9 protein-coding genes are annotated in these 26986 nt (G+C 73.0%); 7 read left to right on the top strand and 2 right to left on the bottom strand.

Going from position 1 to position 26986, the window contains the following annotated elements; all coding sequences use genetic code 11:
- Positions 1-109 precede the first annotated feature (109 nt).
- Genes hisD through CHC11_RS01290 form a run of 3 tightly spaced genes read left to right on the top strand, consistent with a single transcriptional unit; the run spans position 110 to position 2944 of the window.
- Entirely contained in the window at positions 110-1438 is a 1329-nt protein-coding gene (hisD, locus tag CHC11_RS01300; protein ID WP_089309695.1) for a histidinol dehydrogenase, read from the top strand.
- Positions 1431-2237, top strand: coding sequence for an SDR family NAD(P)-dependent oxidoreductase (locus tag CHC11_RS01295; RefSeq protein WP_089309694.1), 807 nt, complete (start codon positions 1431-1433; stop codon positions 2235-2237). Before hisD ends, CHC11_RS01295 begins: the two co-directional genes overlap by 8 nt.
- The gene (locus tag CHC11_RS01290) at positions 2234-2944 is read left to right on the top strand and encodes an alpha/beta fold hydrolase (RefSeq protein WP_089309693.1); all 711 of its coding nucleotides are present in this window, start codon (positions 2234-2236) and stop codon (positions 2942-2944) included. Before CHC11_RS01295 ends, CHC11_RS01290 begins: the two co-directional genes overlap by 4 nt.
- A 13-nt stretch (positions 2945-2957) precedes the next feature.
- Here the strand turns inward: CHC11_RS01290 and CHC11_RS01285 are convergent, their stop codons facing one another.
- Together CHC11_RS01285 and CHC11_RS01280 are read right to left on the bottom strand one after the other, a co-directional pair.
- Positions 2958-3947: a LacI family DNA-binding transcriptional regulator gene (locus CHC11_RS01285; RefSeq protein ID WP_089309692.1), complete on the bottom strand. Its 990-nt coding sequence runs from the start codon at positions 3945-3947 to the stop codon at positions 2958-2960.
- A 34-nt stretch (positions 3948-3981) separates the two neighbouring features.
- Positions 3982-4773: an HpcH/HpaI aldolase family protein gene (locus tag CHC11_RS01280; RefSeq protein WP_089309691.1), complete on the bottom strand. Its 792-nt coding sequence runs from the start codon at positions 4771-4773 to the stop codon at positions 3982-3984.
- Positions 4774-4884: 111 nt separating this feature from the next.
- On the opposite strand from CHC11_RS01280, the gene CHC11_RS01275 reads away from it, so the two are divergent.
- The 4 genes from CHC11_RS01275 to CHC11_RS01260 all read left to right on the top strand — a co-directional run bounded on the left by CHC11_RS01275 (position 4885) and on the right by CHC11_RS01260 (position 26863).
- Positions 4885-6003 (top strand): cupin domain-containing protein, encoded by a 1119-nt coding sequence (locus tag CHC11_RS01275; RefSeq protein WP_089309690.1) that lies wholly within the window; start codon positions 4885-4887, stop codon positions 6001-6003.
- Between the two features lie 508 nt (positions 6004-6511).
- Entirely contained in the window at positions 6512-8152 is a 1641-nt protein-coding gene (locus tag CHC11_RS01270; protein WP_089309689.1) for a phospholipase D family protein, read from the top strand.
- Positions 8149-18162: a hypothetical protein gene (locus tag CHC11_RS01265; RefSeq protein ID WP_143226876.1), complete on the top strand. Its 10014-nt coding sequence runs from the start codon at positions 8149-8151 to the stop codon at positions 18160-18162. Before CHC11_RS01270 ends, CHC11_RS01265 begins: the two co-directional genes overlap by 4 nt.
- Positions 18163-18217: 55 nt before the next feature.
- Positions 18218-26863, top strand: a complete 8646-nt coding sequence (locus CHC11_RS01260; RefSeq protein ID WP_089309687.1) for a LamG domain-containing protein — start codon at positions 18218-18220, stop codon at positions 26861-26863.
- Positions 26864-26986 lie beyond the last annotated feature (123 nt).

Genomic DNA, 26986 nt, shown 5'->3' with positions numbered 1-26986 from the left:
GTCTAGTCCTGTTCCTTCGCGCTCCCTAGCCTGTCCATGGGACGCACCCCCCGCCGGGCGCCCGCGGACGAGTCCCTCCCGTCTCCATCCCCTCCGCCCGAAGGACGAAATGATCACCTTTCTGAAGGAGGCGGTCGCCTCCGAGCAGACCGCCGCCGACAACGGCCGCGTCGCGCAGACGGTCCGCGGCATCCTCGACGACGTCCGCGCCCGCGGGGACGCGGCGGTCCGCGAGTACTCCGCCCGCTTCGACGACTGGACCCCCGCCGCCTTCCGGCTGACCGCCGGCCAGATCGACGAGATCGTCGCGGGGGTGCCCAAGCAGGTCATCGAGGACATCGAATGGGTGCAGGCGCAGGTCCGGGCCTTCGCCGAACGCCAGCGCGCCTCCCTCACCGACTTCGAGCTGGAGACGCTGCCCGGGGTGCGCCTCGGCCAGCGCAACCTGCCGGTCCGCGCGGTCGGCGCCTACGTACCCGGCGGGCGGTACCCGCTCACCGCGTCCGCGCACATGACGATCGTGACCGCCAAGGTCGCCGGGGTCTCGCGGGTGGTGGCCTGCACGCCGCCGATCCGCGGCGAGGTCCCCGCCGCCACCGTCGCCGCGATGCACCTGGCCGGGGCGGACGAGATCCACCTGCTGGGCGGCGTGCAGGCGATGGCGGCGCTGGCGATCGGCACCGAGTCGATGGAGCGCGTGGACATGATCGCCGGGCCGGGCAACGCCTACGTCGCCGAGGCCAAGCGGCAGCTGTTCGGCGAGGTCGGCATCGACCTGTTCGCCGGGCCCACCGAGATCCTCGTGGTCGCCGACGACGCCGCGGACCCGTTCGTGGTGGCCGTGGACCTGCTGAGCCAGGCCGAGCACGGCCCCGACTCGCCGGCGGTGCTGGTCACCACCAGCGAGCAGGTGGCGCGCAGGGCGATGGCGCACGTGGAACGGCTCCTCGGCGACATGCCGACCCGCGACTTCGCCGCCCCGGCCTGGCGCGACCACGGGCAGGTCCTCGTGGTGGACGACCTGGACGAGGCGTTCGCCGTCGCCGACACCTTCGCCTCCGAGCACGTCCAGGTCCTCACCCGTGAACCGCGGCAGGCCCTGGAGAAGATGCACGACTACGGCGCGCTCTTCCTCGGCGAGGGCACCTGCGTGTCGTACGGGGACAAGGTGATCGGCACCAACCACGTGCTGCCCACCCGGGGCAGCGCCCGTTTCACCGGCGGCCTGTGGGTCGGCAAGTACCTCAAGACCGTCACCTACCAGGAGGTCACCGACCCGGAGTCCAGCGCGAGGCTCGGCGAGGTGTGCGGCCGCGCCGCCCGGGTGGAGCTGTTCGAGGGGCACGCCCGATCCGGCGACGTCCGCGCCGCGAAGTACCGGGGCGGAACGCTGCCGTGGAGCGACCACGACTTCACCGGGGTGCGCGCCGATGCCTGACGTGCCGGGCGACGTGCCGGGCGACGTGCTCGACGGCGTGCGCGGCCGGACGGCGCTGGTCACCGGTGCCGGCAACGGCCTCGGCCGCGCCATCGCCCTCGCCCTGGGCGATGCCGGGGTACGGGTGGTCGCCGCGGGTCGCACGCGGGCGAACCTGGACGAGACGGCCCGGCTGATGACCGCCCGGGGCGCCGGCGCCCGCGTCGCCCCGGCCGACGTCGCCGACGCCGGCTCGGTGGCGGCCCTGGCGTCGGCGGTCGCCGACGAGGACGTGTCCATCGTGGTCAACTGCGCGGGCGTCGCCGGACCGGTCAAGCCGCTCACCGAGATCGAGCCGGACGAGTGGGACGCGGTCTTCGCCGCGAACGTGCGCGGAACCTACCTCGTCTGCCGCGCGCTGATCCCCGCCCTCCTCGCCCGCGGTTCCGGCGACATCATCAACATCGCGTCCGTGAGCGGCAAGCGCCCGCTGGCGCTGCGCACCCCGTACACCGCCTCGAAGATGGCCGTGATCGGCCTCACCACCACCCTCGGCGCGGAGGTCGGCCCGCTCGGGATCCGGGTCAACTCGCTGTCGCCCGGCCCCGTCCGCGGTCCCCGCATGGAGCGCAACTTCCGGTTGGAGGCCGCCCGCCTCGGCATCACCGAGCAGGAGGCCGAGACGGCGTTCGCCTCCCGCGCCGCTCTCGGCCGCCTCCTCGAAGAGGACGAGGTCGGACGCGCCGTGGTGGCGATGCTGATGATGTCGGGTCTGCACTGCGCCGACATCGACCTGTCCGCCGGGATGGTGGCGAGGTGAGCGGTGCCCGGGCCGCGGACCCGCTGGTGCTGCTCCCCGGGATGCTCGGGGACGCCACGGTGTGGGACGGCGTGGTCGCGGCGCTCGGGCCGGAGACGGAGGTCCTGCGCCCCCGCGTCGACCTCGACGACTCGATCGCCGGGCTCGCCGCCCGGGTGCTCGACGGGGCGCCCGCGCGGTTCGCGCTGGCGGGACATTCGCTCGGCGGCATCGTCGCCATGGAGGTCGTGCGGCGGGCCCCCGGGCGGATCACCCGGCTCGCGCTGCTCAACACCAGTGCCGGCGCCGGCTCGCCCGCCCAGCGCGCGGGGTGGGCGCGGCTCGCCGAGCGGGTCGCACGGGGCGAGTTCGCGGCGGTCGCCGCCGAGTCGGCGAGGGCCACGCTGCCCGCCGTCCGCCGCGCCGATCCCGGCCTGGTCTCCTTCAACGAGCGCATGGCCGGCGCCGTGGGGCCGGACGGCCTGCTGCGGCAGCTCCGCGCGCAGCAGTCGCGAATCGACCTCCACCCCTCGCTGGCCGCGATCGACGTCCCGGTGCTGGTGCTGAGCGGTGAGCTGGACGAGGTGAGCCCGCCGGCGCTCCAGCGGGACCTCGCGGAACCGATCCGGACGGCGCGGCACGAGGTCGTCCCGGGCTGCGGGCACATGTCGCCCCTGGAGTGCCCCGGCGAGGTCGCCGCCCACCTCAGGCGCTGGCTCGCGGGGTGACGCGGCGGCCCGGTCAGCCGCGCGCGTGCGAGGTGCGCAGGACGGGCTCGACGGGGTGGACGACGCGTCGCGGTCCGCCGTCGTCCCCCGCGATCCTGTCCAGGAGCCGGTCCACCGCGCTGCGCAGCATGTCCTCGAACGGCACGCGCAGCGTGGTCAGCCCGACCAGCGGCCACGCCGCCTGCTCCAGATCGTCGAAGCCCACGAGGGCGAGATCACCCGGCACCCGGAGCCCGAGCTCGTGCGCGCCGTTCATCGCCCCCAGGGCGATCGTGTCGTTCGCGCAGAACAGCGCACGCGGAAGCCGCCGTTCCGCGGCCATGGCAGCCACCGCCGAGCGTCCGTGCTCGAAGTCGAACCCGCCGTGCCGGATCCAGGCCGGGTCGGGGCCGATCCCGGCGTCCGCGAGCGCGGACCGGTAGCCGTCCTCCCGCTCGCGCGCCGTGCTCGCCGTGCGCGGTCCGAGCAGCGCGCCGACCTCGCGGTGACCGGCCTCCAGCAGGATCCGGGTGCCGAGCCGCGCGCCGAGCCGGTCGTCGGCGACGCAGGCGTCGAGCGGGACGTCCTCGGCGTAGCGGTGCAGCAGCACCGCCGGCACCCCGCGCTCGCGCAGGACGCCCGGGAGCCGCGAGTCCCGTGACGCGGTGGAGACGATCACGCCGTCCACCGTGCCGCCGAGCACATGCGACTCGATGTCGTCCGGATCGCCGTGCTCGGCGATCAGGGAGAGCCGGTATCGGCGCCGGTCCAGCTCGTCGCACAGCCGTCCGACAAGAAGCGACCACAGCGGGTTGTCGAGATCGACGACCATCGCGATGCGGCGGCTGCTCCGCGTGACCAGATCACGTGCCCGATCGCTGGGGACGTAGCGCAACCGCGCCGCCGCCTCCCGGACGCGGCGTGCGGTCTCGGGTGGAATGCCCGGATGGCCGCGCAGCGCCCGCGACACCGTGGACTGCGACACTCCGGCGGCGCGCGCCACGTCCAGGCTCGTCACTCGCATCCGTCCACCCCTCCGGTCCCATCCGCCCGGCGGGTCAGTATCCGCCGGACGGCGCCGTGGTCACCGCCGTTCCCCGCACGGCCGCGACGGCCTCCGCGGCGGCCCGCCGCAGGATGGCCATGTCGCTGCCCGGCGTCACGAAATCGTAGCCCCGCTCGGTGAGCCGCAGTGCGGCCGCAGTGCCGGAGGCGAAGGCGCCCGCGATCACACCCGCCGCGTGCGCGGCCTCGGCGATCCGGCCGAGCGCCGCGTCGACCTCGGGCGGCGGGACGGCCAGGCCGGGCTCGACGCCCAGCGCGAGGGCGAGATCGTTCGGACCGACGTAGACACCGTCCAGCCCGGGCGTGGCCGCGATCGCCTCCACCGCGTCGAGGGCGGCCCGCGACTCGATCATCGCCCAGGTCAGGATCTGCGCGTCGGCCTGCTCGACGTATCCGGGGACCTGCGCGAGGTTCGCGCGGGCCGGGCCGTAACTGCGCACGCCCCCCGGCGGGTACCTGCACATCGCGACGAACCGCGCCGCCTGGACGGGATCGTCCACGGCCGGGCAGATGATCCCGTACGCGCCGGCGTCCAGCAGCTTGCCGATCACGGCCGCGTCGAGCGCCGGGGTCCGCGCCAGGGGGACGGCCGGACCCGCGGACACGGCCTGGAGCAGGCGGACGGCGCCGTCCAGCCCGAACATGCCGTGCTGGAGGTCCACGGTCACCGAGTCGAACCCGGCGTGCGAGAGGGTCTCGGCGAGATAAGCGCTGTCGGCTGACAACCACGCGTTGACCGCGGTCTCGCCCGCGCCGAGGAGCTCCTTGAGCCGGTTGTCGCGCATGTGTTCCGCCCTTCGGTGAAAGCTGTGCATACGTTAGCACGCCGTTGACAACGTACTTCCTCGCTGCAATCGTGAACTCTTACGCATACGTTTGCATGAAGGGACGATCCGATGCCTCCCGAGGTTTCCGCGGCCGAACTCACCTCCCGGACGATCCTGCGCAAGGACCTCACCGCCGATACGGCGGCCTTCATCGACACGAGGATCCCGGGCTCCGAAGGCAAGATCAACTACCCGCTGATCGGGCCGGGCGTCTCCGAGAACGCCGAGCAGGTCGTTCCGGTCACCGCGCCGCACGGCTTCAACCTGGGGGCGGCGGCGATGCCGGCCGGTGTCACCAACAACCTGCACCTCCACTTCACCGCCGAGGTCTTCGTCTGCATGGCGGGCGAATGGCTGTTCCGCTGGGGCGTCCACGGTGACGACGGCGAGGTGACGGTCGGCCCCGGCGACGTCATCTCGATACCGACCTGGGTGTTCCGCGGCTTCACCAGTGTGGGGACCGACGACGCGTTCCTGTTCACCGCCCTCGGACGCGACAGCTCCGGCGGTCTGATCTGGGCGCCTTCCGTCCTGAGGAAGGCCGCCGAGCACGGTCTGCACCTCACCTCGGACAACCGGCTCATCGAGACCGAACCGGGCGAGTACCCCGACGGGGTGGAGCTGAAGCGTCCGCTGACCGACGCCCAGCTCGCCACGCTCCGCAGGATCGGCGTCGAGGAGATGCGCACCCGGCTGGCCCGCCCATCCGACCTGCGCTGGTCGACGGCCCCGTTCCTGGACTCCGGGCTGGAGACCGGCGGCGCCGAACTGGCCACCGTCGTCGGTTACGGGATCACCGAAGACCGTGACCAGCGGCCGCGCCTCGCCGACCCCCACGGCTTCAGCCTCGCCCGCCTGCGCGCGACCGGGGGGCGCGGCATGTCGACCCACTCGGTGGACGAGTCCCAGGTACTGATCGTGACCGGTGGGCAATGGCGGATCACCCTGAACCGGGAGAACCCGGTATCCACGGAACTCGGCCCCTACGACACCCTGTCGATCCCGGTCGGAGCCTGGCGTCGCTTCGAGAGCATCGGTCCCGACCCGGGGGAGATGGTCGTGATCACCGGCGGCGAGGGCCGGACCCGCGTCCACTGGGATTCCGACATCACCTCCCGGGCCGCGGAGCGGGGCATCGTGATCGACGCGAACGGCTACACCGCGGCGGCCGACCTCCTCGACTCCTGAGGAGGCGGACCCGGGCCGGCATGGCGCGGACTCGATGCCGCGTGTTCAGGGTGAAGAGCTCATCGAGCGGGGTCATATCACAACATTTCGCGGCGCGCGAGTATTCGCGGTCCCCGTAATCGCGAACGCGACCATCGGCACCGTGCAGAATGCTGCGTCAAATATGCCCGGCGCGCCTCGGCCCGGATTGCGGGGTGGGCCGAGGCCGCCGAGCAATCGTGCCAGTGGTACCGGACGATCTGCAGGACTCGGCCAATCCGCGGACTCCCGGCCGCCAGAGTTGGCTGGCGGGTAGGTGATGGCGGCGATCCGGCGATGGGAGCACTGTTGACCGGATCGGGCCGAACAGTTGTGGAGGCGGGTCTCCGCTGGAAAGCTGGGCCTTCGCTGGTCTCATCCCCAACGGCCTGATCTTGACCGCGGTTCATGACCGGCGATCATCGACGTTCTCCTCGACCAGAATGCTGAATTCATCGTGTAGCAGTACATAGCTTCGGGGGCCCATCTGGTGGCTGATATCGATGCTCTGAAAAAGAAGTATTTCGTTCAGCCCGACGATACGAGTCCCCCTTCGGAGCCGCTGCCGGCCACTTTCGGCGGCTGCCGGGTCACCCCGCTGATCGACGGCGCCGCCTACTTCGCCGACCTCGCCGCGCAGATCGCCGCCCTGGGCCAGGGGACGCCGAGCGAGAACAGCGGACAATTCCTCTACATCGCCGGCTGGTGGCTCCATCTCATGGGCGGAAGGGTCAATCCCTCGCCCAGCTCGTCGGGCGCCTCGACCGGGCCTTCGATCGGGCTGGAGAACCCGTTCTCCCTCGACGGGCCCGGAGCCCCGAACCACCTGGTCGACCTGCTCAAGGCCAAGGCGGCGGCCGGAGTCGACGTCCGCGTCCTGGGCTGGGTCTCGTTCTCCGTGATGGCCGACTACTTCGTACTGACCGCGTCGATCCAGAATGGGGCGGGCAGTATTCGCGACGTCAACGTGGGCACCATGGCCGCGATCCGCGAACTGCGCAAGGCGCCCGCCCTCGCCGACAAGGCATGCCTGAACATCATCGCCCACTCGGCCGGCGCGGTGCACACCAAGATGGTGCTCGTCGGCAACGGCGGCAGCGCCATCGGCTACACCGGCGGCCTCGACCTGGTGGGCGACCGCCACGGCGGCCCACCGCACCCCCCCGCGCAGTGGCACGACGTGCAGGCGAAGGTCGAGGGTCCGGCGGTGCAGGCGATGTACGACCTCTACCGCGGCATGTGGAACGAGGTCAAAGCGCGCAAGGTCAAGTCCTTCCGCTATGCCGACGAGAAGATCGCCAGCCACTTACCGACCACGCCCGTCGTTCCGGCGCGGACCCTGCCGGCCACGCCGGTGGGCAAGCACCACGTCCAGTCGCTGCGCACCGTGCCGCGCTTCAACTACACGACCTTCAACATCCTGCCCGAGAACGACAAGATCTCCTTCGCCCCCGACGGCCTCTTCGAGGTGCGCTCCGCCTGGTTCAACGCCGTCCTCACCGCCGAGCGCTACGTCTACATCGAGGACCAGGGATTCTGGTCGGTCGAAGTGATGATCTGGCTGAACCAGGCCCTCAAGGCCCGCGACGATCTCAAGGTGATCCTGGTCACCGGGATCACCGACCCGAACGACCCGCACTTCCCCCCGTACGCCAACGTCGCGCTGTTCAAGGGCCTGCTCCACGATCTGAACGGCCAGCAGCGGGGCCGGGTGCGCGCGTTCAGCCGCAACCTGATCGTGCACACCAAGAGCACGATCGTCGACGACCACTGGGCGATCATCGGCTCGGCCAACGCCTTCCGGCGCAGCCTGTACAGCGACGTCGAGCACGCGGTGGGCCTCCTCGACGAGGACGACGTGCTGGTGCAGCAGTACCGGATGCGGCTCTGGGGCGACCACTTCGGCCTGCTCGCCCCGGCCGACCAGCAGAAGATCACCGACATCGAGAAGGCGCTCAACGTCTGGGACAGCACCTGGGGCACCCCGGGCAGCGGGGTCACCCTGCCGCTCACCCTCACCCCCATCCCGCTCCCCACCACGCAGACGGTGCTCAGCAGCAAAGATCAGGACAAATACGACCGTTACGCCGACGTCGACTCACGCGAGGCGTGGGGGGGTTGCCTGCCATGAGCAGCAGTATGTTCGTGACCCTCAACGACTTCCTTGGCAGCAAGTGGCCGTCCTTCCTGCCCAAGCCCCCCGACCCCGCCGCGCTCGACCATGTCTGGATCGAGCCGCCGCAGACCACCGCCAAGGCCGGCGAGGTCAATCTGACCACCCGCCTGCTCTTCGAGCAGGAGCTCGTGCTGGGGCTGCCCGGCCTCGACGCGGTGAGCCTGGTGCTCTTCCCCGCCGGCGGCGACGGTGCGCCCGCCGAACTGGGGCTGGAGATCGACATCCTGCCGCAGACCGTCCTGCGCGTTTCCGACGTGCCCGTCGCGCTGCGCTTCGGCCCGGAGCTGCTGCGCCCCATGCGCAAGGTGGGCAACGGCGGCGACGCCCGCTACGAGCCCGACCCCGGACGTCCGTTCGTCCAGCTCACGATGCCGAAGCTCAGCGGGAGCGCCGGCAGGGACGGCATCAGGTTCGACGCGCCGTTCACCGCTCAGCTGCCCCACCCCGTGATGATCGGCGACACCGGGCTGGTGATCGACGGCGCCGCGGTCGCCTTCCACCGCGCGGGCGGCAAGGCGTGCCTGGTGCTGCAGTGGAAGGAGGGCGGCCTCAACGGGCTGCTCGGGCAGCTCGTCCCCAACCTGGGCGACCGCAGCCCGGCGGGCGAGCAGCAGGTCACCCTGCGCCTGATCATCGGCGACGGCCTCGAAGAGCTGCGCCTGGACTGGCAGGCGGCGGCCCCCGGCGCCGCGCTCGCGCTCCCCGGCCTCGACGTGGGCCTCCCGGCGTCCAGCCGCTTCTCGCTGCTCCTGCTGCGCCAGGGCGCGGGCCTCGGCCGCGCCGCCCTCGTCGTCACCCTGGCGGGGGGCGACCCGGTGACGGCGGGCAGCACCTTCGCCTGGGGCCGCGACGGCGACCGCGAGCTGCACAACGACGAGCCGCCCCAGCCGCCCGGCAAGCCGCTCTTCAGCGTCACGCTCAAGCCGACGAGCGGGCCGCGCAGCCTGGTGCTGCTCGACGTCCCGCTCGGCGCTGCGAAGCTGCCCGGCTTCTTCCGCCGGCTCACCACGCCGATCGCCCCGCTCGACCTCAACGACCCCGCCGCCCTCTGCACGCCCGTGGCCTACGACCCAGCCGACCTCCAGGGCGACTGGACCGCCCAGCTGAGCGTCAACATCGACGCGGCCGGCGGAGCGTTCACCCTGCCCTTCCTCAAGCAGGGCCAGGGCGAGGACGCCCAGTTCCTGCAGCTCTATCTCCGCACACCGCTCGACGGGCTGCCGATCACCCTGCCCCAGGGCGAGGTCGGTTTCGACATCGGGGTGCGGCTGCGCGTCCTGAGCCTCAGCTTCGACCTGCTGTGCCGCCTGACCTTCAACCTCAGCACCTTCGCCCTCAAGGTCGACCACGACCAGGGGATCGAGCTGCGCTCCCCGGAGGCCGAGCGCGAGTTCCCCGACCTGTTCGGGATGCGCTGGCGGTTCAAGGGCAGGGACCTGGGCGACGAGACCTTCCACTACTTCACCATCGCCACGAAGGACTACCACTACCAGATCCAGCAGCCCGAAGGGTCGGTGCTGGAGCTCGACTTCACGCGCGCCAGCGAGGAGCCGATCACCTTCAGCGTGCGGGACTTCGCCCTCACGCCCAAGGGCGTCAACCTCGCCGCCACCGTCACCGACCGGCCGGCCCGGCTCAACGGCCTGCGCACGCGCTTCCGCTTCACCGACAGCGGCTTCGTGATCCGCGAGAACCGCATCGCCGACTTCACCATCGCCGGCTCGGGCCCGCTGCCGCCCGACCTCGTGGGCGACGCCACGGCCGACATCGCCCTGCAGTTCGCCCAGCGCGAGGGCGGCAACCTGACCCTCGTGCAGGGCGCCGCGAACCTGCGCGGCGTCAAGCTGCTCGACTGCAAGGGCACGCGCTTCCAGTTCTCGGTGGACGCCCTGGGCCTGCGGTTCGTCGACGACGGCGCCTTCCACCTCTACTTCACCGTCACCGGCTCCGCCCAGTTCGTACCGGCCCCCGGCGACGACGCCGACGGGCCGCTGGCCCTGCTCGGCAAGACCCGCATCGACCTGGTCCAGTGCCCGCTCACCGGCGACGCCCGGGTGATCGGCAAGCACGTGAAGTTCCTGATCGAGCTGCCCCAGCCCAAGTCGTTCAGCTTCCTCGGCTGCTTCGAGATGGAGCTGCGCGCGATCGGCTTCGTACCGCAGTGCGAGTTCTTCGACGGCGACGGGGCCATGCAGGTCACCGGCCAGCTGAAGTTCGCCCAGGGCCCCGGCGACACGCCGGACTCGCGGCCCGACTACCACGAGCTGTTCATCGGCCTGCCGCTCCCGGGCGAGTTCCTGCCGCGCATCCACTTCACGCGCCTGGCGGTGAACCTGGCCCTCGGCGCCGCCTTCCGGCTCAACGGCGCGGTCGACTTCGTCGACGAGCCCGACCAGACCGGGCTGATCGGCGAGGGCCTGGTCCAGATCCAGGGCCTGCCCGCCATCGCGGCCAGCTTCGGCTTCCTGCGCGTGCGCCGCGGCGCCGGCTCGCCCTGGCTGCGGGCCTGGTTCCTCTACCTGGAGATCCGCCAGGTCAGCTTCATGATCCCGGTCATCCAGATCTACCTGCGCGAGATCGGGATGGGCTTCGGCTACCGCTTCACCATCGCCTCCATCAAGGCCGCCGACGCCGAGAACGACGTCAAGAAGCTGCTCAAGACCCTGGAGGGCCTCTCGCGCACCCAGGGGGATCTGTCCAGGCGCGACCGCTGGGCGGTGGACCTGGAGGAGGCCGGCCAGGACCCGCGCTGGACGATCGTGCTGCGAGCGATGATCTCGCAGACCTCGGCCTCGCCCTCGCCCCTGCGCTACGAGGCCTTCGCCGAGGCCGACCTCGCCTGCGTCTTCCTCGTCGACGCGGTCATCGCCTTCCGCAGCGACCTGACCTTCTTCATGGCGGTGCGCGGCTGGTTCAACACCAACTACGCCGACTACGTCAACAACAAGGACGGCGTCCGCGAGAACCCCATCCTGAGCGGCTTCGTGCTGCTCTCGCCGCGCCAGAAGCGCTTCCTGGCCCACGTCTCCAAGCCCGAGGGCGGCAAACCGGGCAACCACCCGCCGCTGCCCGACTTCGTCCGCGACGCGATCGCCAACAGCCGCTTCTCGGCCACCCTGCTGATCGAGCCGGGCCTGTTCCACTACGAGCTGGGCTGGCCCAACATGCTGCGCTGGCACACCAAGCTCGGTCCGCTGGCCGTGGAGGTCGAAGGCGGGTTCATCTTCCGCGTCTCGACCACGGAGATGGTGCTCGGAACGAGCTTCCTGGCCCGCGGCAAGCTCGAACTGAGCGCCGGAGTGGACCTCGGCCTGGTCGGCATGCGGATCAGCGCCAGCGCGCGGGTGGCCTTCGGAGCGCGCTACATCGGCGTGATCGACTTCCGCGACCCCACGACCAACTCGGCCGTCTACGGCGCGATCGGGCTGGAGGTGCAGGTCACCTTCGCCATCGAGTTCTGGATCAAGATCCCGCTGGTCTTCACCACCATCAGGCTCTCGTTCAAGTTCAGCCTGGAGATCTCGTTCAGCGCCGGCCTGGAGATCGGCGTCAAGGGGCTGAGCGTGCCCGGCATACGCGGCGTCGGCACCGTCGGCGTCTCCTGCTGCGGGCACAGCCTCCAGGCCACCGTCAAGGTGGCCTTCGAGGAGGGGAACGTCCAGGCCGCCCTCGACCGGACCAAGGAGTTCCTGTCGCTGGGGCTGGAGGCCACCGAGGTCGAGCCGGTGCCGGGTACCGAGGGTGCGCTGGACGCCGCGACGGCCTTCACGCGCATGTCGTCCGCGGGTCGCCCCGCCCTGCCGCCGCGCGCCCTCGCGGCCGTGGTCGGCGAGGGGGCGTCGGCCCCGGCCGAAGGCGAGGTGTTCCATGTGCCCGGCTACGTCGTCTTCGTGCTGCGCGACTCGCCGAGCTGGGACGACGAGCACCAGATCTACTTCGTGCTGCTGCCACAGGGCGAACGCCTGCACCGGGACGCGCAGGGCCGGCTCATCCTCGACGAGGACGGCTTCCCGGTGGCGGAGCCCGAGCCGGGCTTCCTGCCGCCGCCTCCCGCCGAGGGCACCGTGGCCGGGAAGGACTTCGCGCTGCGCGTGCCGAAGCCGGCGGCCGGCGAGAGCTACACGCTGCGGCACTTCGAGCCCCTGCCCGATCCGCGGTTCGTCGACGTGAGCGGCGCGGTCGCGGCCGGCGAGCCGATCACCTGGGGGGTGAACTGGGCCGCGCGGCTCTACACCGGCGGCTCCGCCGAGCGCCGCGTCGTGAACCAGGCCACGGGGGAGCCGGGTGCCCCCGCGCCCCTGCAGGACGGGCTGAGCCTGGCCCAGCACGTCGCCAACGCCTTCAAGCAGACCTATGCCGGCGCGGGCGACGGCGCGGTCGCCCACCCGGTCGGTGATCCCGGTGCGCTGCCCGGCTACCGCCCCCCGGTCAGCGACCCGCGCGTGCAGAACCCGTCCGACAGCTCGTTCGAGGCGGCCGTGCGCGGAGCGTACGAGCAGTTCGGCGGCTCGCCCTTCCTCAAGCGCGACCCCCAGGAACTGTACGAGCGGCTGCTGGAGTCGGCCTTCGACCCGGGCACGACGATCTACTCCGCCGACGGCGCCGCCGAGGACGACGGCGATCCCGGCGCCGTCAACCCCGTCCAGGCCGACCAGCAGGCCCACCAGCTGCGCGGGGTGATCGTCCACGACATCATCTCCGATCTGCGCGCGTTCCACGCCGAGAGCAGCCAGACCAGGCGCGACGAACTGGTCGCCGGCTCGCTGGCCTTCCAGATGGGCCTGGTGTTCGCGGTGCGCACCGCCGACGGCCACCGTCCCGCCTGGCTCGACCAGGTGGCGCCCGGCCTGGACGCCCAGCCGTCGATCAGCCAGCGCGAGCGGCCCGAGGCGACCGCGCCCGGCTCGACGAGCGAGGACGTACGCACCTTCAACGTCGCGCAGGCCCAGTTCAGCCTGTTCCCGCCCGAGTTCGAGCAGGTGCGCCAGTACAGCGACGCGAGCACGATCGCTCTTGCCTGGGAGCTGGGCTGGCAGCGGCAGGCCATGCCGGGGACGAGCCGGGCCCAGAACGACCCCGACCACCACCTGGCCCACTACCTCGTGCGCAGGCGGGCCCTCGACGGTGACGAGGCCGAGCACACCACCACGGTGAAGCCGGTCAAGGTGCTGCACCGCCACACGACCGACGTCGCCGGCGCCGAAGGGGCGGACCAGGCCACGCCGACCGACACCCTCTCGCTGCTGCAGCCGCGCTTCCAGGTGGTCGACCACTTCTCCGACACGGCGAGCGACCGCGCCGCGCTGCCGCGCGAAGGGCGCGCCTACGTCTACACGATCACCCCTGTCGACTTCGCCGGCAGCTCCGGGCGCCCGCTGACCCTGATCGCGACGCGCTACCCGAACACCCCTCCCGCGGTGCCGGTGGACGGCGATCTCACGGTGAGCTACAGCATCGCCCCGGCCGACCTCGATCCGGCGGGAGGCGCGGCGACCCCCCAGGTGATGTCGCCGCGCCAGGTCTACGTCGAGTGGAGCGAGCCGGCCCGCCAGAACGGTCCCGCGGTTCCGATCCGCACCTACCGGCTGATCTTCCGCCGCGAGAGCACCGTGCCGATCGGCTCCTACGGCCTGGACAGCACGACCCAGCGCGGGCGCACCGCCGGCCTGCCGACGTCGAACGCCCGCCCCCTGCCCACCGACATCAAGATCGACCTCGATCACGTCTTCGGGCCGCCCGGTGCGCGCGGGGCGGTGGTCCCGGTCGCCGTGCTGCGCGAGCGGGGAGTGCTGCCCGAGGGCGCGTGGCGCCCCGAGGCGTGGCGGGTCTTCTTCCAGACGGTCTCCGACCGCGACGTGCCCTCGGCCCTGGCGCCGGTGCAGCTCCTGCTCGCCGCCGAAGCGGTGGCCGCGCCGCCCGCGTCCCCCGCGCCGACCGACCGCATCGAGCACTCGGGCAACCCGCGGGAGGAACGCCGCCCGGCCGAGCTGGAGTGGCTGCCGCGCCCGACCGCCTTCGACGTGGTGCGGCCCGAGGACGAGCGGGCGGAGCCGGGCCTCGCCCACACGCCGATGCCGCTCCAGAGCATCGCTCCATCAGACGGGGAGACGCCCGGCCCGGCCCCGTTCGTCTTCACCGGCGACATCGGCGCGATCGTCGGGTTCCGGCCGCACCCCCTCGGCATCCGGGCGATCCGGTTCCGCTGGAACCAGGGGCCGAGCGGCGACGCGGCCTACCCTCTCGAACTGAACGCCGGCTACCGGTTGTACGAGCTGAACATCGATGCGGCCACCACCGACACCTTCGCCGGCGCCGCCCGGCTCGCCGAGGAACTGCGGCTCCTGCAAGAGGTCCAGATGCTCCCGGCCGACGACCTGCCGCTCATGCCCGGCGACACGCTGAACACCAGCCAGTGGGAGGCCTGGTATCCCGGCGCCGTCCAGCGCCGCCGCCGGCCCGATCCCTCCGCCCAGGGCGTGCGGGACGAGCGCGGACCCTGGTACTCCTGGCAGGACTCCTATCTGGAGTGGCCGGAGTGGGAGGGCGTCACCCAGCCCGGCGGGAAGCGCGAGACGGCGCTGCACCCGCTCCTCGAACGCCTGGTGGAGCGGCTGCGCGGGATGCGCCCCGGCAGCGGTACCGACCCGCAGGGCCGCCTGTCGGACGGCTACGCCGCCGCCCTGCAGGTCAGCCCGCCGACACTGCCCAACGATCTGGGCGACTTCCTGGCCAGCTGCCCGCCGGGCGCGGACCGATACGGCTGGGGTGCGCTGCAACGCCTCGGCCTGGCGGTGACCTTCAGCCTCCACGACCCCGTCACGGGCACCCTGCGCGGCCCGAAGCTGCTGGAGTTGCTCCAGGGGCTCTTCGCGCAGCTGGGGGGCGGCGGCACCCCCGCCGACCCCGACGCCGCGGCCTTCGCCGCCCTCCGCCGCCACCTCCATGTCGAACTGCTGTTCCAGCCTGGGCGCAGCGTCCAGCTCGGCGAGCGGCCGGCCGAGGGCGACGATCTGCTGGCCCTGGTCCAGCTCAGCCTGCGGCCCACCGTGCGGCAGCGGCTGCGCTACCGCGCCGTCACCATCAGCGGACGCTCGAACACCGATGTCGAGGTGCGCTTCACGCTCACCGCGCCCTGCAGCCTGGTCGACCGGCCCGACAACGGGACCGGCCAGCTGGAGCTCGAACCGCAGCCGGCCCCGGTCGCCCGCACGATCAGGCTGCCGCTCAACGGCGAGGCGGCCCTGCTCCTGCGCGGCGCGACACTTCCCGCGACGATCGAGGTGCGCCCGTCGGCGCGGCTGAGCGTCGATCCGAAGCCCTTCGACCCGGCGATCGCGCCTCTGCTGAACTACGACCCGGGCCGCAAGCTGCTCAGCGCCCGCACCATGCTCGGCGCCGACCAGATGAAGCTTCTGCGCCCCTCTCTCGCCCCGGCCGACCTCCAGGCCGTGGAGAGCCTGGCCGGGACGGTGCGGAGCGAGGAGTTCGGCCCGACCGACGAGCGCACCAACCACTTCACCGTGGCGACCGGCGCGCTGGCCAAGGTGTTCGCCACCGCGGACGGCAGCCCGCCCGAGCACGTCCAATGGCTGCGGCTCAAGTACTACCTGGAGACGCTGAACAGCAACGACCCCAAGGTGCCGGACACCAGGAGGGTCAGCCTCCCCACCGCCGAGGCCGAGATCGTCAAGGCGCTGCCCGACGTACTGCCCTGGACGGCGCGCTTCTTCGACGCCGGCGGCGCGGTGGAGGCGGCGCCCGACGGGCTGGGCAGGACGGGCGCCGGTCCCTGGGCGGCCACGGCCTACCCGCGCGCGGGATCGCCCGCGCCGGCCACGCCCGACGCCGCCGGGCGACTGACCCACACCCAGCTGATCGAGGACCGCTGGGCGCATACGCTGCGCTACTACTTCCAGCCCTACGGCCGTTACGACCTGCTCTGGCAGAGCCTGCGCCGCTCGCCCACGCTCTTCCCGGGCCGCGCCGCCGCCGAGGTCGACGTCCCGGTCGTGAAGGTGGACCCCGCCGCGGGCGGGCTCGACGTGGTGGTCGAGCGCACGCAGGCCGTCGACGCTCCGCTCATCCTCAGCTCGCGCCGGCTCGACGAGGCGGCCACCCCGGCCCGCCCGCCGGCGCCCGGCGCGATCTGGGAGGTCATCGTCGCCCAGCATCACGAGCAGGCCCTGGCCGAGCGCAACCAGACCCTTGCCCGCCGGCTCGCCTTCCGCCGGCTCGCCTTCAGCCTGCTGCGCCGCTTCGGCTTCCCGAGCTGGTACCAGTGGTTGCGCGGCTTCGCCGAGGACCACCAGCACGAGCTGCCCGTGCGCCTCGTCGAGGGCGAGTACCCGGCCATCCCGGACCGCCTGCCGAGCCGGCCGGACCATCTCGTCCTCGACGGCGCGGCCGATCAGGACGAGCTGCGCGGCCTCGACCTGCCCGAGCGCGTCGGCGACTTCTCGCAGGGCGTCACCGCCCTGCAGTGGCGGGCCCTGCCGTTCTACTACGAGCACCGCCTGCTGGTGATCGCCCAGACGGACGGCACCGTCTCGCCGGTCAACAGCGTGACCCAGCGCGACCTGACCTACCGCTCGCCCCTGCCGGACGCCACCGTGAGCGGCGCGGACATCGTCTGGCACCGGCTGCCGCCCTTCCCCGCCGGGGTCCCCGGCGACGCCCGGCTCCAGCCCGACACCCGCGTGCGCACCATCACGATCCCGCTGCGCCGGTTCTGGGACAGCCTGCCCGACGAGGCCCAGCAGCGCTGGCCCGCCGAGGCGCCCGATCCGGCGACCGGCGGGGCGACGGCGCGCAAGCTCAGCGCCCTGCCCGACCCCGAGGTGGTCTACCAGATCGTCGAGCTGTTCAGCGGCAACATCGAGGTGCAGGCCGAGTGCTTCTACGACCCGGTCGCCGGGAGGTTCGCCCACCGCCAGCTCGGCAAGCGCTTCTTGGTGGCGCAGACCACGCTGGCGCCCCCGGCGGGTGTTCTCGGCGACTTCCCGCTGGCGGTCGATCTGGTCCAGGTGAGCGAGGAGCAGCTGAGCAGCGGCTACTCCACGGCGAACCTGCCGATCGACACCCGCAACCGGGTGGCCGTCGACGAGCACGGGCGCCTGCTGTTCGCCGGGGTGATGACGAGGGGAGACCGCGACGCCCTGGTCGGGCTGGTGAACGCGGCGGACGCGGCGAAGATCCGGCAGTTGTTCGAGAGCTGGAACGTCACTGAGCCGGTGAGCGCCCCCGCCGGGGACCTGCCCGGCCGACTCGAAGCACTGATCGACTTCCTGCCCGCGCAGACCTTGACCCTGGTCTGGGAGGGCCCCTCGGACGCCGCCGCGGGAGATCTTCAGCGGCTCCCCGGCGACAGCGCCTTCACCGGGGCGATCGCGCAGATCATCACCCAGGCCGCGGGCGCGGGCCCGGACGCCGTCACCCGCGTGGAGATCCCCGTCGGGCCGGAGCAGATCCCCGACGAGCTCCAGGACAAGGTGGAGCTCGCGCGCAACGCGCCGGGCACCCAGTACACCGCGATCGGGTGGAACGGCGCGATGAGCGGTGCGGACATCGCCGCGCTGCGGCGCTGGGCCCGCTTCCCCGCGTTCGCCGAGGCCGTGGAGAAGCTGATCGTCGCGGTGCGCGAGGCCGGCACCGGCGACGCGCCGACGCCTCCGGTCACGGTCCCCCTCGTCGTCGCGGTACGTCCCGTCCAGGCCGGTCTCGGCGGCGCCCTCGCCGAGAAGCTGCTGCTCGGCGCCGTACTGATGCGCCATCACGGCATGATGCGCGCGGACGACCCCGCCGCGCTCCTGGAGGCCTATCCGGGGCGGCCCGACCAGCTCGCCCTCAGACGACTGCACCATGCGAGCCAGAGCAGCGGAATGCGCGGGCGGGACCTGGTGATCCGCGCCCGCCGCGGCAGCGCCACGCCGAGCGAGCCGCGGCGGATCGAGCCCGCGGACCTGTAGGCGGAACGGCCTCTGACGGCGGCCCCCAAGGCCATGAGCGGACCAGGAGCAGCAGATGGCGAAACTCCCCGAGCTGCCGAAGCTGAAGATAGCGGGCCCCTTCTGGGCGGCCGAGGCCGAGGTGATCCGGCTGGCCGACCCGGCCACCAACTTCGCGTTCCGCACCATGTTCGTGGACACGACGCCGCGCCAGGCCGCCGGCGAGAACAACGTGCTGCTGCCCGGCTCCCTGCTGGCACTGGTCTACGTCACCAGCGTCACGATCAGCCCCACCAACGGCAGTACGCCCCAGTACGTGTGGAAGCGCAGCGGCAACAAGCCCGACGGCAAGCTCCCGCCGCAGGCGATCCGGGCCGCGATCAGCGCCGGCACCGCCAGCCTGCTGCTCCTGCAGGCCCCGGCCGACGGCTGGACCAAGGGCGTCGGCGGCAAGCTGCCCACCTTCACCTGCCTTGGCGGCGAGATCGTCCTCGACCCGATGACGGCCCAGGCCAACGCCGCTCAGAAGCTGTACACCGCGCTGGGGATCGGGCCGGCGGCGATCACGCAGCGCACCGGCCCGGCCCGCCTGCTCGGCGCCCTCGCCGTCCACGCAGGCGGCCTCTCGGCCTTCGGCCAGGTCCGCCCGCTGTGGGACACCGCGCCGGTCACCGCCGTGTTCCAGCTCGCCCGGGTCGTCCCCGACCCGGAGCCGACGGCGGGGACCAAGGTGCGCGGCTTCCGGATGACGATCGAGGCCGAGCGGCTGACGGAGGGCGAGCGGGCGGCGATCATCGACTCCTGGCGGCGCCTCAACCGCTACCTCAACCCGAACAACCCGCTGAACGGCCTGGCCGAGCCGCTGCCCGCACCGGAGTGGGCCACCCTGGAGCTCGCCAACCCGCTCGCCATCCCGCGCCTCTTCTGGGAGATCGCGCCCTGGCAGGAGCAGCCCGGCACGCGGCCGGTCAGCTTCGCGGGCGACGAGTTCGGCGTGCTTCTGAGCGACCGCGGCCCCTACGACCCGACCGCCCAGCCGGACACGCTCGCCCGGATCACCCCGGCCAGAGCGCGCGTGGCCGCCGACGGCACGAAGCTGCGGGTGGAGCTGGCGGCCGGCGGTCCGCCCGCCGGCTCCACCGGCACGCTCGGCTACCAGGCCGACCGCGACAACTCCGGCTGGAGCGAGCGGGTCACCCTCGCCGCCACCACACTCGCCTTCGACCCGAACGAGGCCGCGCGCAGGCTCCGCACCACGCTGCACGTGCCCGAACCGTCCTGGAGCCGGCCGGAACCGGGTGCTGCCCGGCCCGTCACCCCGGCCGTGCTGTGGGGGTTCACGCCGCTGGACGACGGCTGGGCCCAGCTCCCGCTGCCCAACCTGTCCGAGCAGATCTACCTCGACGCGGACGTGGCCCGGGACGAGCCCGCCCCGGCGCCCGGCAACCTGCTGCGCGGCGCCGTCAGCTTCGGCAACGACGATCCGGCAGGGCTCGGCCAGGCCCCCGGCGAGCAGCCCTGGAGCCTCACCCTCGCCGCGGCCCAGCGCATGACCGCCACCTGGGTGCTCGGCCCGGTCGGCGGGGGATACCAGCTCCAGTCGGCCGAGCTGGCGCTGGACGCGCCCGAGGTGGCGCTCAACGGCCTGTTCTGGCTGAGCACCGAGGCGCCCACCGCGGCCGACGCCCTGCCCGGCTTCGACGACTGGATCGGCGGCCTGGCGACCGTCCCTCTGCACACCGTCACCGGGCGCGAGCTGTTCCCGCCCCTCGTGCGGCTCGCCTTCGAGGCGATCACTTTCGCGTGGCGGAGCAAGCCCGCCCCCTCGGCCGGCCTCGGCGCCTGGGCCTTCCAGTACGGCATCGACCCGGCGCTGCTGCGGGCCCTGGTGGACGGTGGCGTCCTGCCCCCCGACGCGATCGGCGCCGCACTGCCCCTCGTCTGGCGGCGCCACCCGACCCTGCCGATGGTGCAGGCCCTCGCGCTCACCCAGAGCGTCAGCCCTCCCAACGTGCCGATCGCCGGCCGGCAGCTCGTACCGTTCGAGCTACCGGTGACCCGCCAGGACGGCATGGACCTGCCGGACGGCTGGCGCTTCACGGCGGAGGGCGCCTCGGGCTGGCCGCGTTGCGGCGGCGGCCTCTCGCCCGCCCGCGAATGGCTCGGTACGGATGAGGAGAAGCTGTACGACCTCCCCCTTGCGGCGCTATCACTGCCCGGCCTGGTGCTCGACCCGCGCCCCGACGGCGACCCGCCGCAGAGCGACTCCGGGCTCGGCCTGCCCGTCCAGTACCGCTACGACCTGCCCTACACGGACGAGATCCAGGCTCTGGCCCAGCTTCCCAAGATCCCCAAAGACCCTCGCGAGAGCTCGCCGCTGCCCGACACGGCGCGGCCCGAGCCGCCGCGTCCGCTCACCCGCGCGGACTACGCCGCCCACTGGCGGCGCCTCGCCGAGCGCGCCGGCCTCGCCGCCGCCGACGGCGTGGCCGCCTTCGCGCGGCAGGACGGCCAGACCGTGCTCCGCCACCTGGCCTCGATCCACGCCTGGCGGGTCCGCGCCACGCTCGCCCTCGACGGCTATCCCGGCGAGCTCCGCCTGGACAACGCCGACCCCGCCCCGAGCGCCCCCTTGAGCCTGACGCGCGAGGCGGCCCTACCCGGGATCGACGGCGGTTTCGCCGACGGGGCGGGGGGCTTGCGCCGCCTGCCCGCGGACGCGCCTACGGACTCGGTCCAGTACCGGTTGACGGCCGGAAGCATGGCCGCCCGCATGGTCGGCGACGACGGCTACGCCGACCAGCGCGGCCTGGTGCGCGGCGCGAGCCTGCCCACGTCCAACCTGATCAGGACCCCGCTGAGCCATCCCACGGCGGGCGATGTGCAGCTGACCACCACCCGCCTGCCGCTCACCCTCGGCCACGCCACGGGGACCTGGCGGCTCTGGTTCCGCGACCTGCCGGCGCAGGGCTCCACTTTCAGCAAGGCCTCCGCCCGCTCACCCGAGGCCGTCGAGCTCGATCTCGACGCCAACGACCCCGAGGCGCGCAGCAGCGACTACGAGCACCGCACCGCGTACGAGTGGCGCCTGCGCCCGCTCGACGACGACCCTGACGCGCCCCCGCCCGGCCTCGACCTGTTCGGCCTGCGCTTCTTCCCGATGGTGCTCGACCGCGTGGTCCTCGCCGGCGACGGCGTGGCCACGGTCGAGGTGATCGGGCGGTTGCAGCTTCCGGTGGCCGGCTCCGACGGCGAGCAGACCGATCTGAGCAACTGCGCGCGGCTGACCTTCTCCGGCGGCGGTACCGCGCTGAGCCTGAGCGCCATCGGCATCGACGGCAACGTCCTGGAGTGGCCCCTGGCCGTCTCCGCCGGCGAAGCCGGCGACGCCCCGCGCCTGCGGGTCGGCCGCATCGCCCTGGCACCCGGGGGCGCCGGCCTGAGCATCGAGCAGGTCCGGCTGCACTTCCACCTGTTCCGGGTGGAGTGGGCGGTCGGACTGCCGCCGATCAGCTTCCCCGACCCCGCGACGCCGCCCTTCACCCTGCCCGGCGCGACCGGCCCGGCCCCGATCGTGCCGCAGCGGGTCGCCCTCGGCCTCGACACGGCCGGCGGCGAGCACACCCTGAACCTCACCGTCGCCGTACGGATCGGCAGGCCGCCGACGGGTCTGCAGGCCCTCTACCGCTTCGACGAGGGCGGCGGCGCCACCGTCCACGACTCCTCCGGCATCGGTGAGCCGCTGCACCTCACCGCGACCGCGACCCAGGGCATGAACTGGAGCCCCAACGGCCTGACCCTCACCAAGGCGACGCTCATACGCTCGGGCGCTCCCGCCGCGAAGCTGAACGCCGCGGTGAAGGCGAGCAACGAGATCAGCATCGAGGCGTGGGTGAAGCCCGTCACCGGCGTGCTGACGGCCGGGCAGTTCGACATCCTCACCGTCTCCTCCGACGGCGGGCACCGGAACGTGACCCTCCAGCAGCGCAAGGGCCTGCTCGATTCGTCCTTCGCGGACGTGTGGCTGCACACCGACAGCACGAGCGACGAGGGCGCCCCTGACCTGGCCACACCGGCCGGCTCGCTCGGCGCCGCCCTGACCCACCTGGCCTTCACCCGCTCCGCCGACGGCCGAACCCGGATCTACATCAACGGGCAGCTCAAGGCCGAGCACGAGGTGGGCGGGAGCCTGGCCGCCTGGAACGACCAGTTCGAACTGGCACTCGGCGACGAGATCACGGGCGGCCGGGCCTGGCTGGGCACCTACCGCATGGTCGCCGTCTACAGCCGTGCCCTCACCGCCGAGGAGGTGTCCGTCCGCTTCGGCTCGGGTCCGGCGACGGCGCCCACCGCGTCCAGAGGGGAGGCCGTCGCGGCCGCGCTGACCTTCGACCTGATGGCGAAGGGGACGGATCGTTTCACGCTCGACACCGCCAGCCTCTTCGGCGACCTCACCCTCGCCGTCACCCTGCCCGACGGTTCGCCCGCGGCCCTGGCCGACGACACGACGCTGCAGTTCGGCTGGAACGGCTACAGCGCTCCGCAGCCCGGAGGCCTCCAGTTCCTGCCGGGCATGCGCCTGGCCGATGCCCAGACGCCCGGCCTCGGCGAACGCGCCGCCCCCGGCTTCGCCACGGTGACGTTCCGCGCCACCGCCCGGCCGGACGACCTGCCGAAACTGACCCTGACCGGCGCCTTCGTGGAGGCTCTGCTCGTAGCCCACTGGGGCCGCTCGCTGCACGACCGCGGTCCCGGCCAGAGCGCCGAAGCCGCCGAGCTGTACGGCTCCTCGGCCGGCGACGTCGTGGTGGGCTACACCTCGCGCCTGCAGGGCTCGGACTGGCAGGAGGGCTTCCTGCTCAACGGGATGCTGACCGCGACCAACCTGATCTCCTGGCCGCAGCAGCTCACCTACGACGCGGGCAACGCGCGCATCACCCTGCCGGCGGCCCGCGCCGCAGGGTCCCCGCCCCTGAACCATCTGCGCCACACGATCAGGGTGCTGCTGAACCAGCACGAGCTGCCCGGCTCCACTCTCACCGGTGCCGAGGGCCCGCTGCTGTTCACCTTCGCCCAGGGCCGGAGCTGGCAGACCCTGGCCCTGGTCGAGCACCAGCTCGCCGAGGTGACCCCGGCGGCCGACGGGAGCGGCGGGACCCTCGGCCGCGAGGCCCGCTGGACGGCCGTGCAGGAGGTGCGCCTGCTCGCACCGCAGCGCGCCGCGCAGTTCCTGCGTGCCATGGCCGCCCTCAAGACCACCGACCCCGTCGAGGGCGTCAGCCCGCTCGGCAGCGTGAGCGCCGGCTACCTGGGCGCCGGCCTGTCGGCGCTGCTGGCCGACTCGGGGGCGGCGCTCGACGCACTGCCCCCGGACACGCTGCTCGTCGAGGCGAGCGCCCACCACCTGGTCAAGCTCGTGCCCGCCGCGGAAAGCGCGACCACCACGCTGCAGTTCCTCCCGACCGGCAGTCAGGGCGCCCTGCTCAGCAGCCCGGCGGACTACGCGCCCAGCGACCCGACCGACCCGCGCTGGCTGCTGCTGACCATGCCCTTCCTGGGCCGGCTGCAGGACACGACCCGCGACCTGGCCCAGCCGGCGGCCGGGCAGCCCGGCCCGCTGCAGACCGACCCGCTGCTGCTCATCGCCCGCCTGCGCGCCGCGGCCCCCGCCACAGCCCTGCCCTCCCTGGCCCTCGCCCTCTGCGGCTGGGCCGACAGCGCCCCGCTGGCCGTCACCTTCGCCGGCCTGGACACCGTGGTCGGCCGCAGCTTCGCTCGGCTCGACCCGCTGGCCCTTGAGGAGAGCTGGTTCCGCGCCCAGAATCCGCTCCCCGAGCCGCAGGAGGACCTGCTGCAGAGCGTCCTCGCGGCCCTGCCCGAGACGCCGGCCCGGCTCAGCCGTCCGGTTGCCCTGCGCCAGGCATTCGACCCGCGCCGCCCCTTCTACCCGCCCCGGCCGGACGACCGGCCGGCGCCGGCAGAACCCTCGCCGTACGCCGACCCTGTCTGGCGCGAGGACGGGCTGCTGCTGACCCAGGCCGTGAACACTCTGGCGCCGACCGGCAAACCGCCGTACGGCTGGACCCTGGCCGCCGCGCTCATCGCGAGCAGCGGGCTGCTCGGCCAGCCTCCCGCCGCCGGCCAAGGCCCCCGCCGCTATCCCGCGGCGACCCTCATCCCCGCACCGCTCGCGCTCGATGGGGCCGACAACCCCCGCCCGCTGAACATCGTGGTCAGCCCGTACCTGGGGCTCCGATGGCGGCCGGCTCCGACGGTGCCGGCGGGTGGTCCGTCGCCCCTGCGACCCCGGCTGCTGCTCGCCGAGTTGCTCTGCCTGGCACCCAGCACCGCGCAGCTGCAGCCCGTGGCGAGCCGCATGTGGAGCGTGCAGCCCGGCAACCCCGAGCTTGCCGATGAGAGCCACCTGCGCGCCCAGGCGCAGGGCTGGGCCGTGCAGTCCCAGCGTCTCCTGGCGCCGGAGTCGCCGATCGCGGTGCTGCGCTATCGAATCATCAGCGACAACACCCGTCCGGACAACCTGGGAGAGGCTGCCCTGACCACTGGCTACGCCTTCGCCCTGGTCCGGGTGACGAGCGCCTCACCCCTGGCGAGGCGGCTGTTCGGCATCCGTCCGGCACTCTCCGGTCTGCGCTACCGCGAGGGCCAGTGCAACATCGCGGCGATCCCCGAGAGCACCCGCGACTTCGAACTCGCGCCGCCACAGACGGTCGGGGTGCAGCCGCTCTACCTCACCCAGCGCCCGGTGCGCGAGGACCTGCCGGCGTGGCCCTGGGGTCTCAGCGCGCTGCGCGTCAGCGTGCACTACACCAAGGGGCGGCAGGGCGTCATCGGCATGGCAGCGCCAGGCGCGGCGGGCCAGACGCTCTGGTGGCAGACGGTCCAACGTGCGGTGCAGTTCCGCTCGGCGCTGCACACCGACCGCCCGACCGGCGGCCTGCCACGACGCTTCCGCGCGCCGGCCGTACGCAGCCTGCTCCCCGCGCCGCCCGACCCGCCGCTTCCCGCGCTGACTGCGCCGTTGTTCGATCAGCCCGACCTCCCCGAGCCGGACGACCGGCGGCCGGAGAGCCCAGAGGCGCCGGCCCTGGAGCGCTGGCAGCCGGTCCTTCCCGGCGAACTGCACTACCTGGTGAGCGGCGCGCGTGCCGGCGTGTTCGTAACGCTGCGCAACCACGTCCTGCGGCAGAGCGGCGTCACCGTGGCCGGGGAGCATCCGCGCCCGCGCGGCCTGGCCATGCTTTCCGGCGGGCTCCCGGTAGAGCACCGTGCCCCGCGTCCAGTACCGCTGCCGGCCAACGCCGACGGCCGGCAAGGAGTCGCGCTGCGCACCTGGGCGAGCCATTTCGACCCCGAGAAGCTGGCTCTGGTCACGCCGTCCCCCGCCGACGAGGCCTTCCGCGCCGGCTTCGAGGACCCCCCGGAGAATCCGACCTACCGCCAGACCGCCCAGCGCCTGCGGCTGCAACTGGCCGCAGTCGAGCGCCACACGCTGGACCTGGGCTGGGACGGAGTCCTGACCTTCGTCTACCGGATCGACGGCGGCATCACGCTGCTCGGCGGGCAGAAACCGGAGACGCCGGAGACCGGCATCCTCGATTGGGCCCTGGCCCTGGAACTCGTGGGCGCCGGGCGGGTCACGACGCTGGAGGACATCACCACCCCGACGCTGGTGCTGACACCGGCCCTGCGGGCCCAGCTCGGTGCGGTCGGCGTGCCCCTGCCGGGGCCGGAGGTCGACACGGTAGAGACGGCGAAGCTCGCGATCCGCCGGTTCGGGCTCCCCGGCGACGCGAAGACCCGCGCCGACCGGGCCCGCGAGCTGATCGCCGGCATGCCGCCCGGCGCGACGATCCACGCGCGCGTCAGGGCGCAGTTCGCGCCCCACCAGCCCGGCGCGGCGCCCTATCGCGACGGTTACGGCCATGTGCTGCGATTCCCGCTCCGGGTGGCGGACCCGAGCGTGCCCCACCTGCCCCTCGTCCCGCGCTACGTCCACTTCGAGGATCCCGAGTACAACCGGCGGCTCGCCTCGCCTTCCGCCCACGCCTGCGTCCCGGTGCAGTTCCCCCAGCAACCGGCGGGCAGCAGCCCGCAGCGCACCGTCACTCTCTCCGCCGAGCGGCGGGAGTGCAATCCGGACGGAACGCTGGCCATGCGCTTCGACTGGGACGAACCGCCCCCGGGAAGCCCGAACGTCACGCTGACGCTCCAGAAGGTCGACCTGGACCAGACCCCACGCGACCTGGTGGACCCGAACGCCCCGGGCGGGCCGCTAAGGCTCGACCCCGGAAAGCTGCACGAGCTCTCGCTGGCGGCGATCCAGAAGCGGAACGGCCCGCTCAGCCCCGGCGAGCGGCTGCGGCTCGTCCTGCACGTCGTCTCGGGCCCGGTGAAGCCGGCTGTGGCACGGCTCGACATCACCATCGTCGAGGATCCGGTGATCCCCGCGACCGAGGCGGCCTACGCGCTCCTGCGCAGGCAGACGACCGGTGGCCACACCTACGTCGAATGTGTGCGCTTCGCCTGGGGCCCGGAGGCGCAGCGCGTCGAGCTGGTGAACCCGGCCGACCTGCGCACGGAGGTGGTGCGCCGGCGCGCGGTGTTCCAGTTCACCGACTCGACCCGCCCCGCCCGCCAGGAGGCCTACACCGTCCAGAAGCTCACCCAGACCGGCTCGACCCACATCCCCCTGCACGACTGATCAGCCGACCGGCACGGCACCTGCCCCGTCGCTGACGCCGCGGTCCGGGGGAGAAGCCCAAGCCACCCGGAGCAACAGCGCATTTGAAAAGCTGGCTCTTTCGCCACCGGCCGTGTCAGTCAG

The sequence above is a fragment of the Actinomadura mexicana genome (assembly GCF_900188105.1).
GTDB lineage: Bacteria > Actinomycetota > Actinomycetes > Streptosporangiales > Streptosporangiaceae > Spirillospora > Spirillospora mexicana.
The sequence above is the reverse complement of the archived record's forward strand: the minus strand, read 5'-3'. Positions and strand labels throughout refer to the sequence as shown.

Excerpts from the sequence above, each read along its gene's own strand:
- CHC11_RS01260 (WP_089309687.1), top strand. The coding sequence starts at position 18,218 with ATGGCGAAACTCCCCGAGCTGCCGAAGCTGAAGATAGCGGGCCCCTTC.
- hisD (WP_089309695.1), top strand. The coding sequence starts at position 110 with ATGATCACCTTTCTGAAGGAGGCGGTCGCCTCCGAGCAGACCGCCGCC.
- CHC11_RS01280 (WP_089309691.1), bottom strand. The coding sequence starts at position 4,773 with ATGCGCGACAACCGGCTCAAGGAGCTCCTCGGCGCGGGCGAGACCGCG.
- CHC11_RS01265 (WP_143226876.1), top strand. The coding sequence starts at position 8,149 with ATGAGCAGCAGTATGTTCGTGACCCTCAACGACTTCCTTGGCAGCAAG.
- CHC11_RS01295 (WP_089309694.1), top strand. The coding sequence starts at position 1,431 with ATGCCTGACGTGCCGGGCGACGTGCCGGGCGACGTGCTCGACGGCGTG.
- CHC11_RS01275 (WP_089309690.1), top strand. The coding sequence starts at position 4,885 with ATGCCTCCCGAGGTTTCCGCGGCCGAACTCACCTCCCGGACGATCCTG.
- CHC11_RS01285 (WP_089309692.1), bottom strand. The coding sequence starts at position 3,947 with ATGCGAGTGACGAGCCTGGACGTGGCGCGCGCCGCCGGAGTGTCGCAG.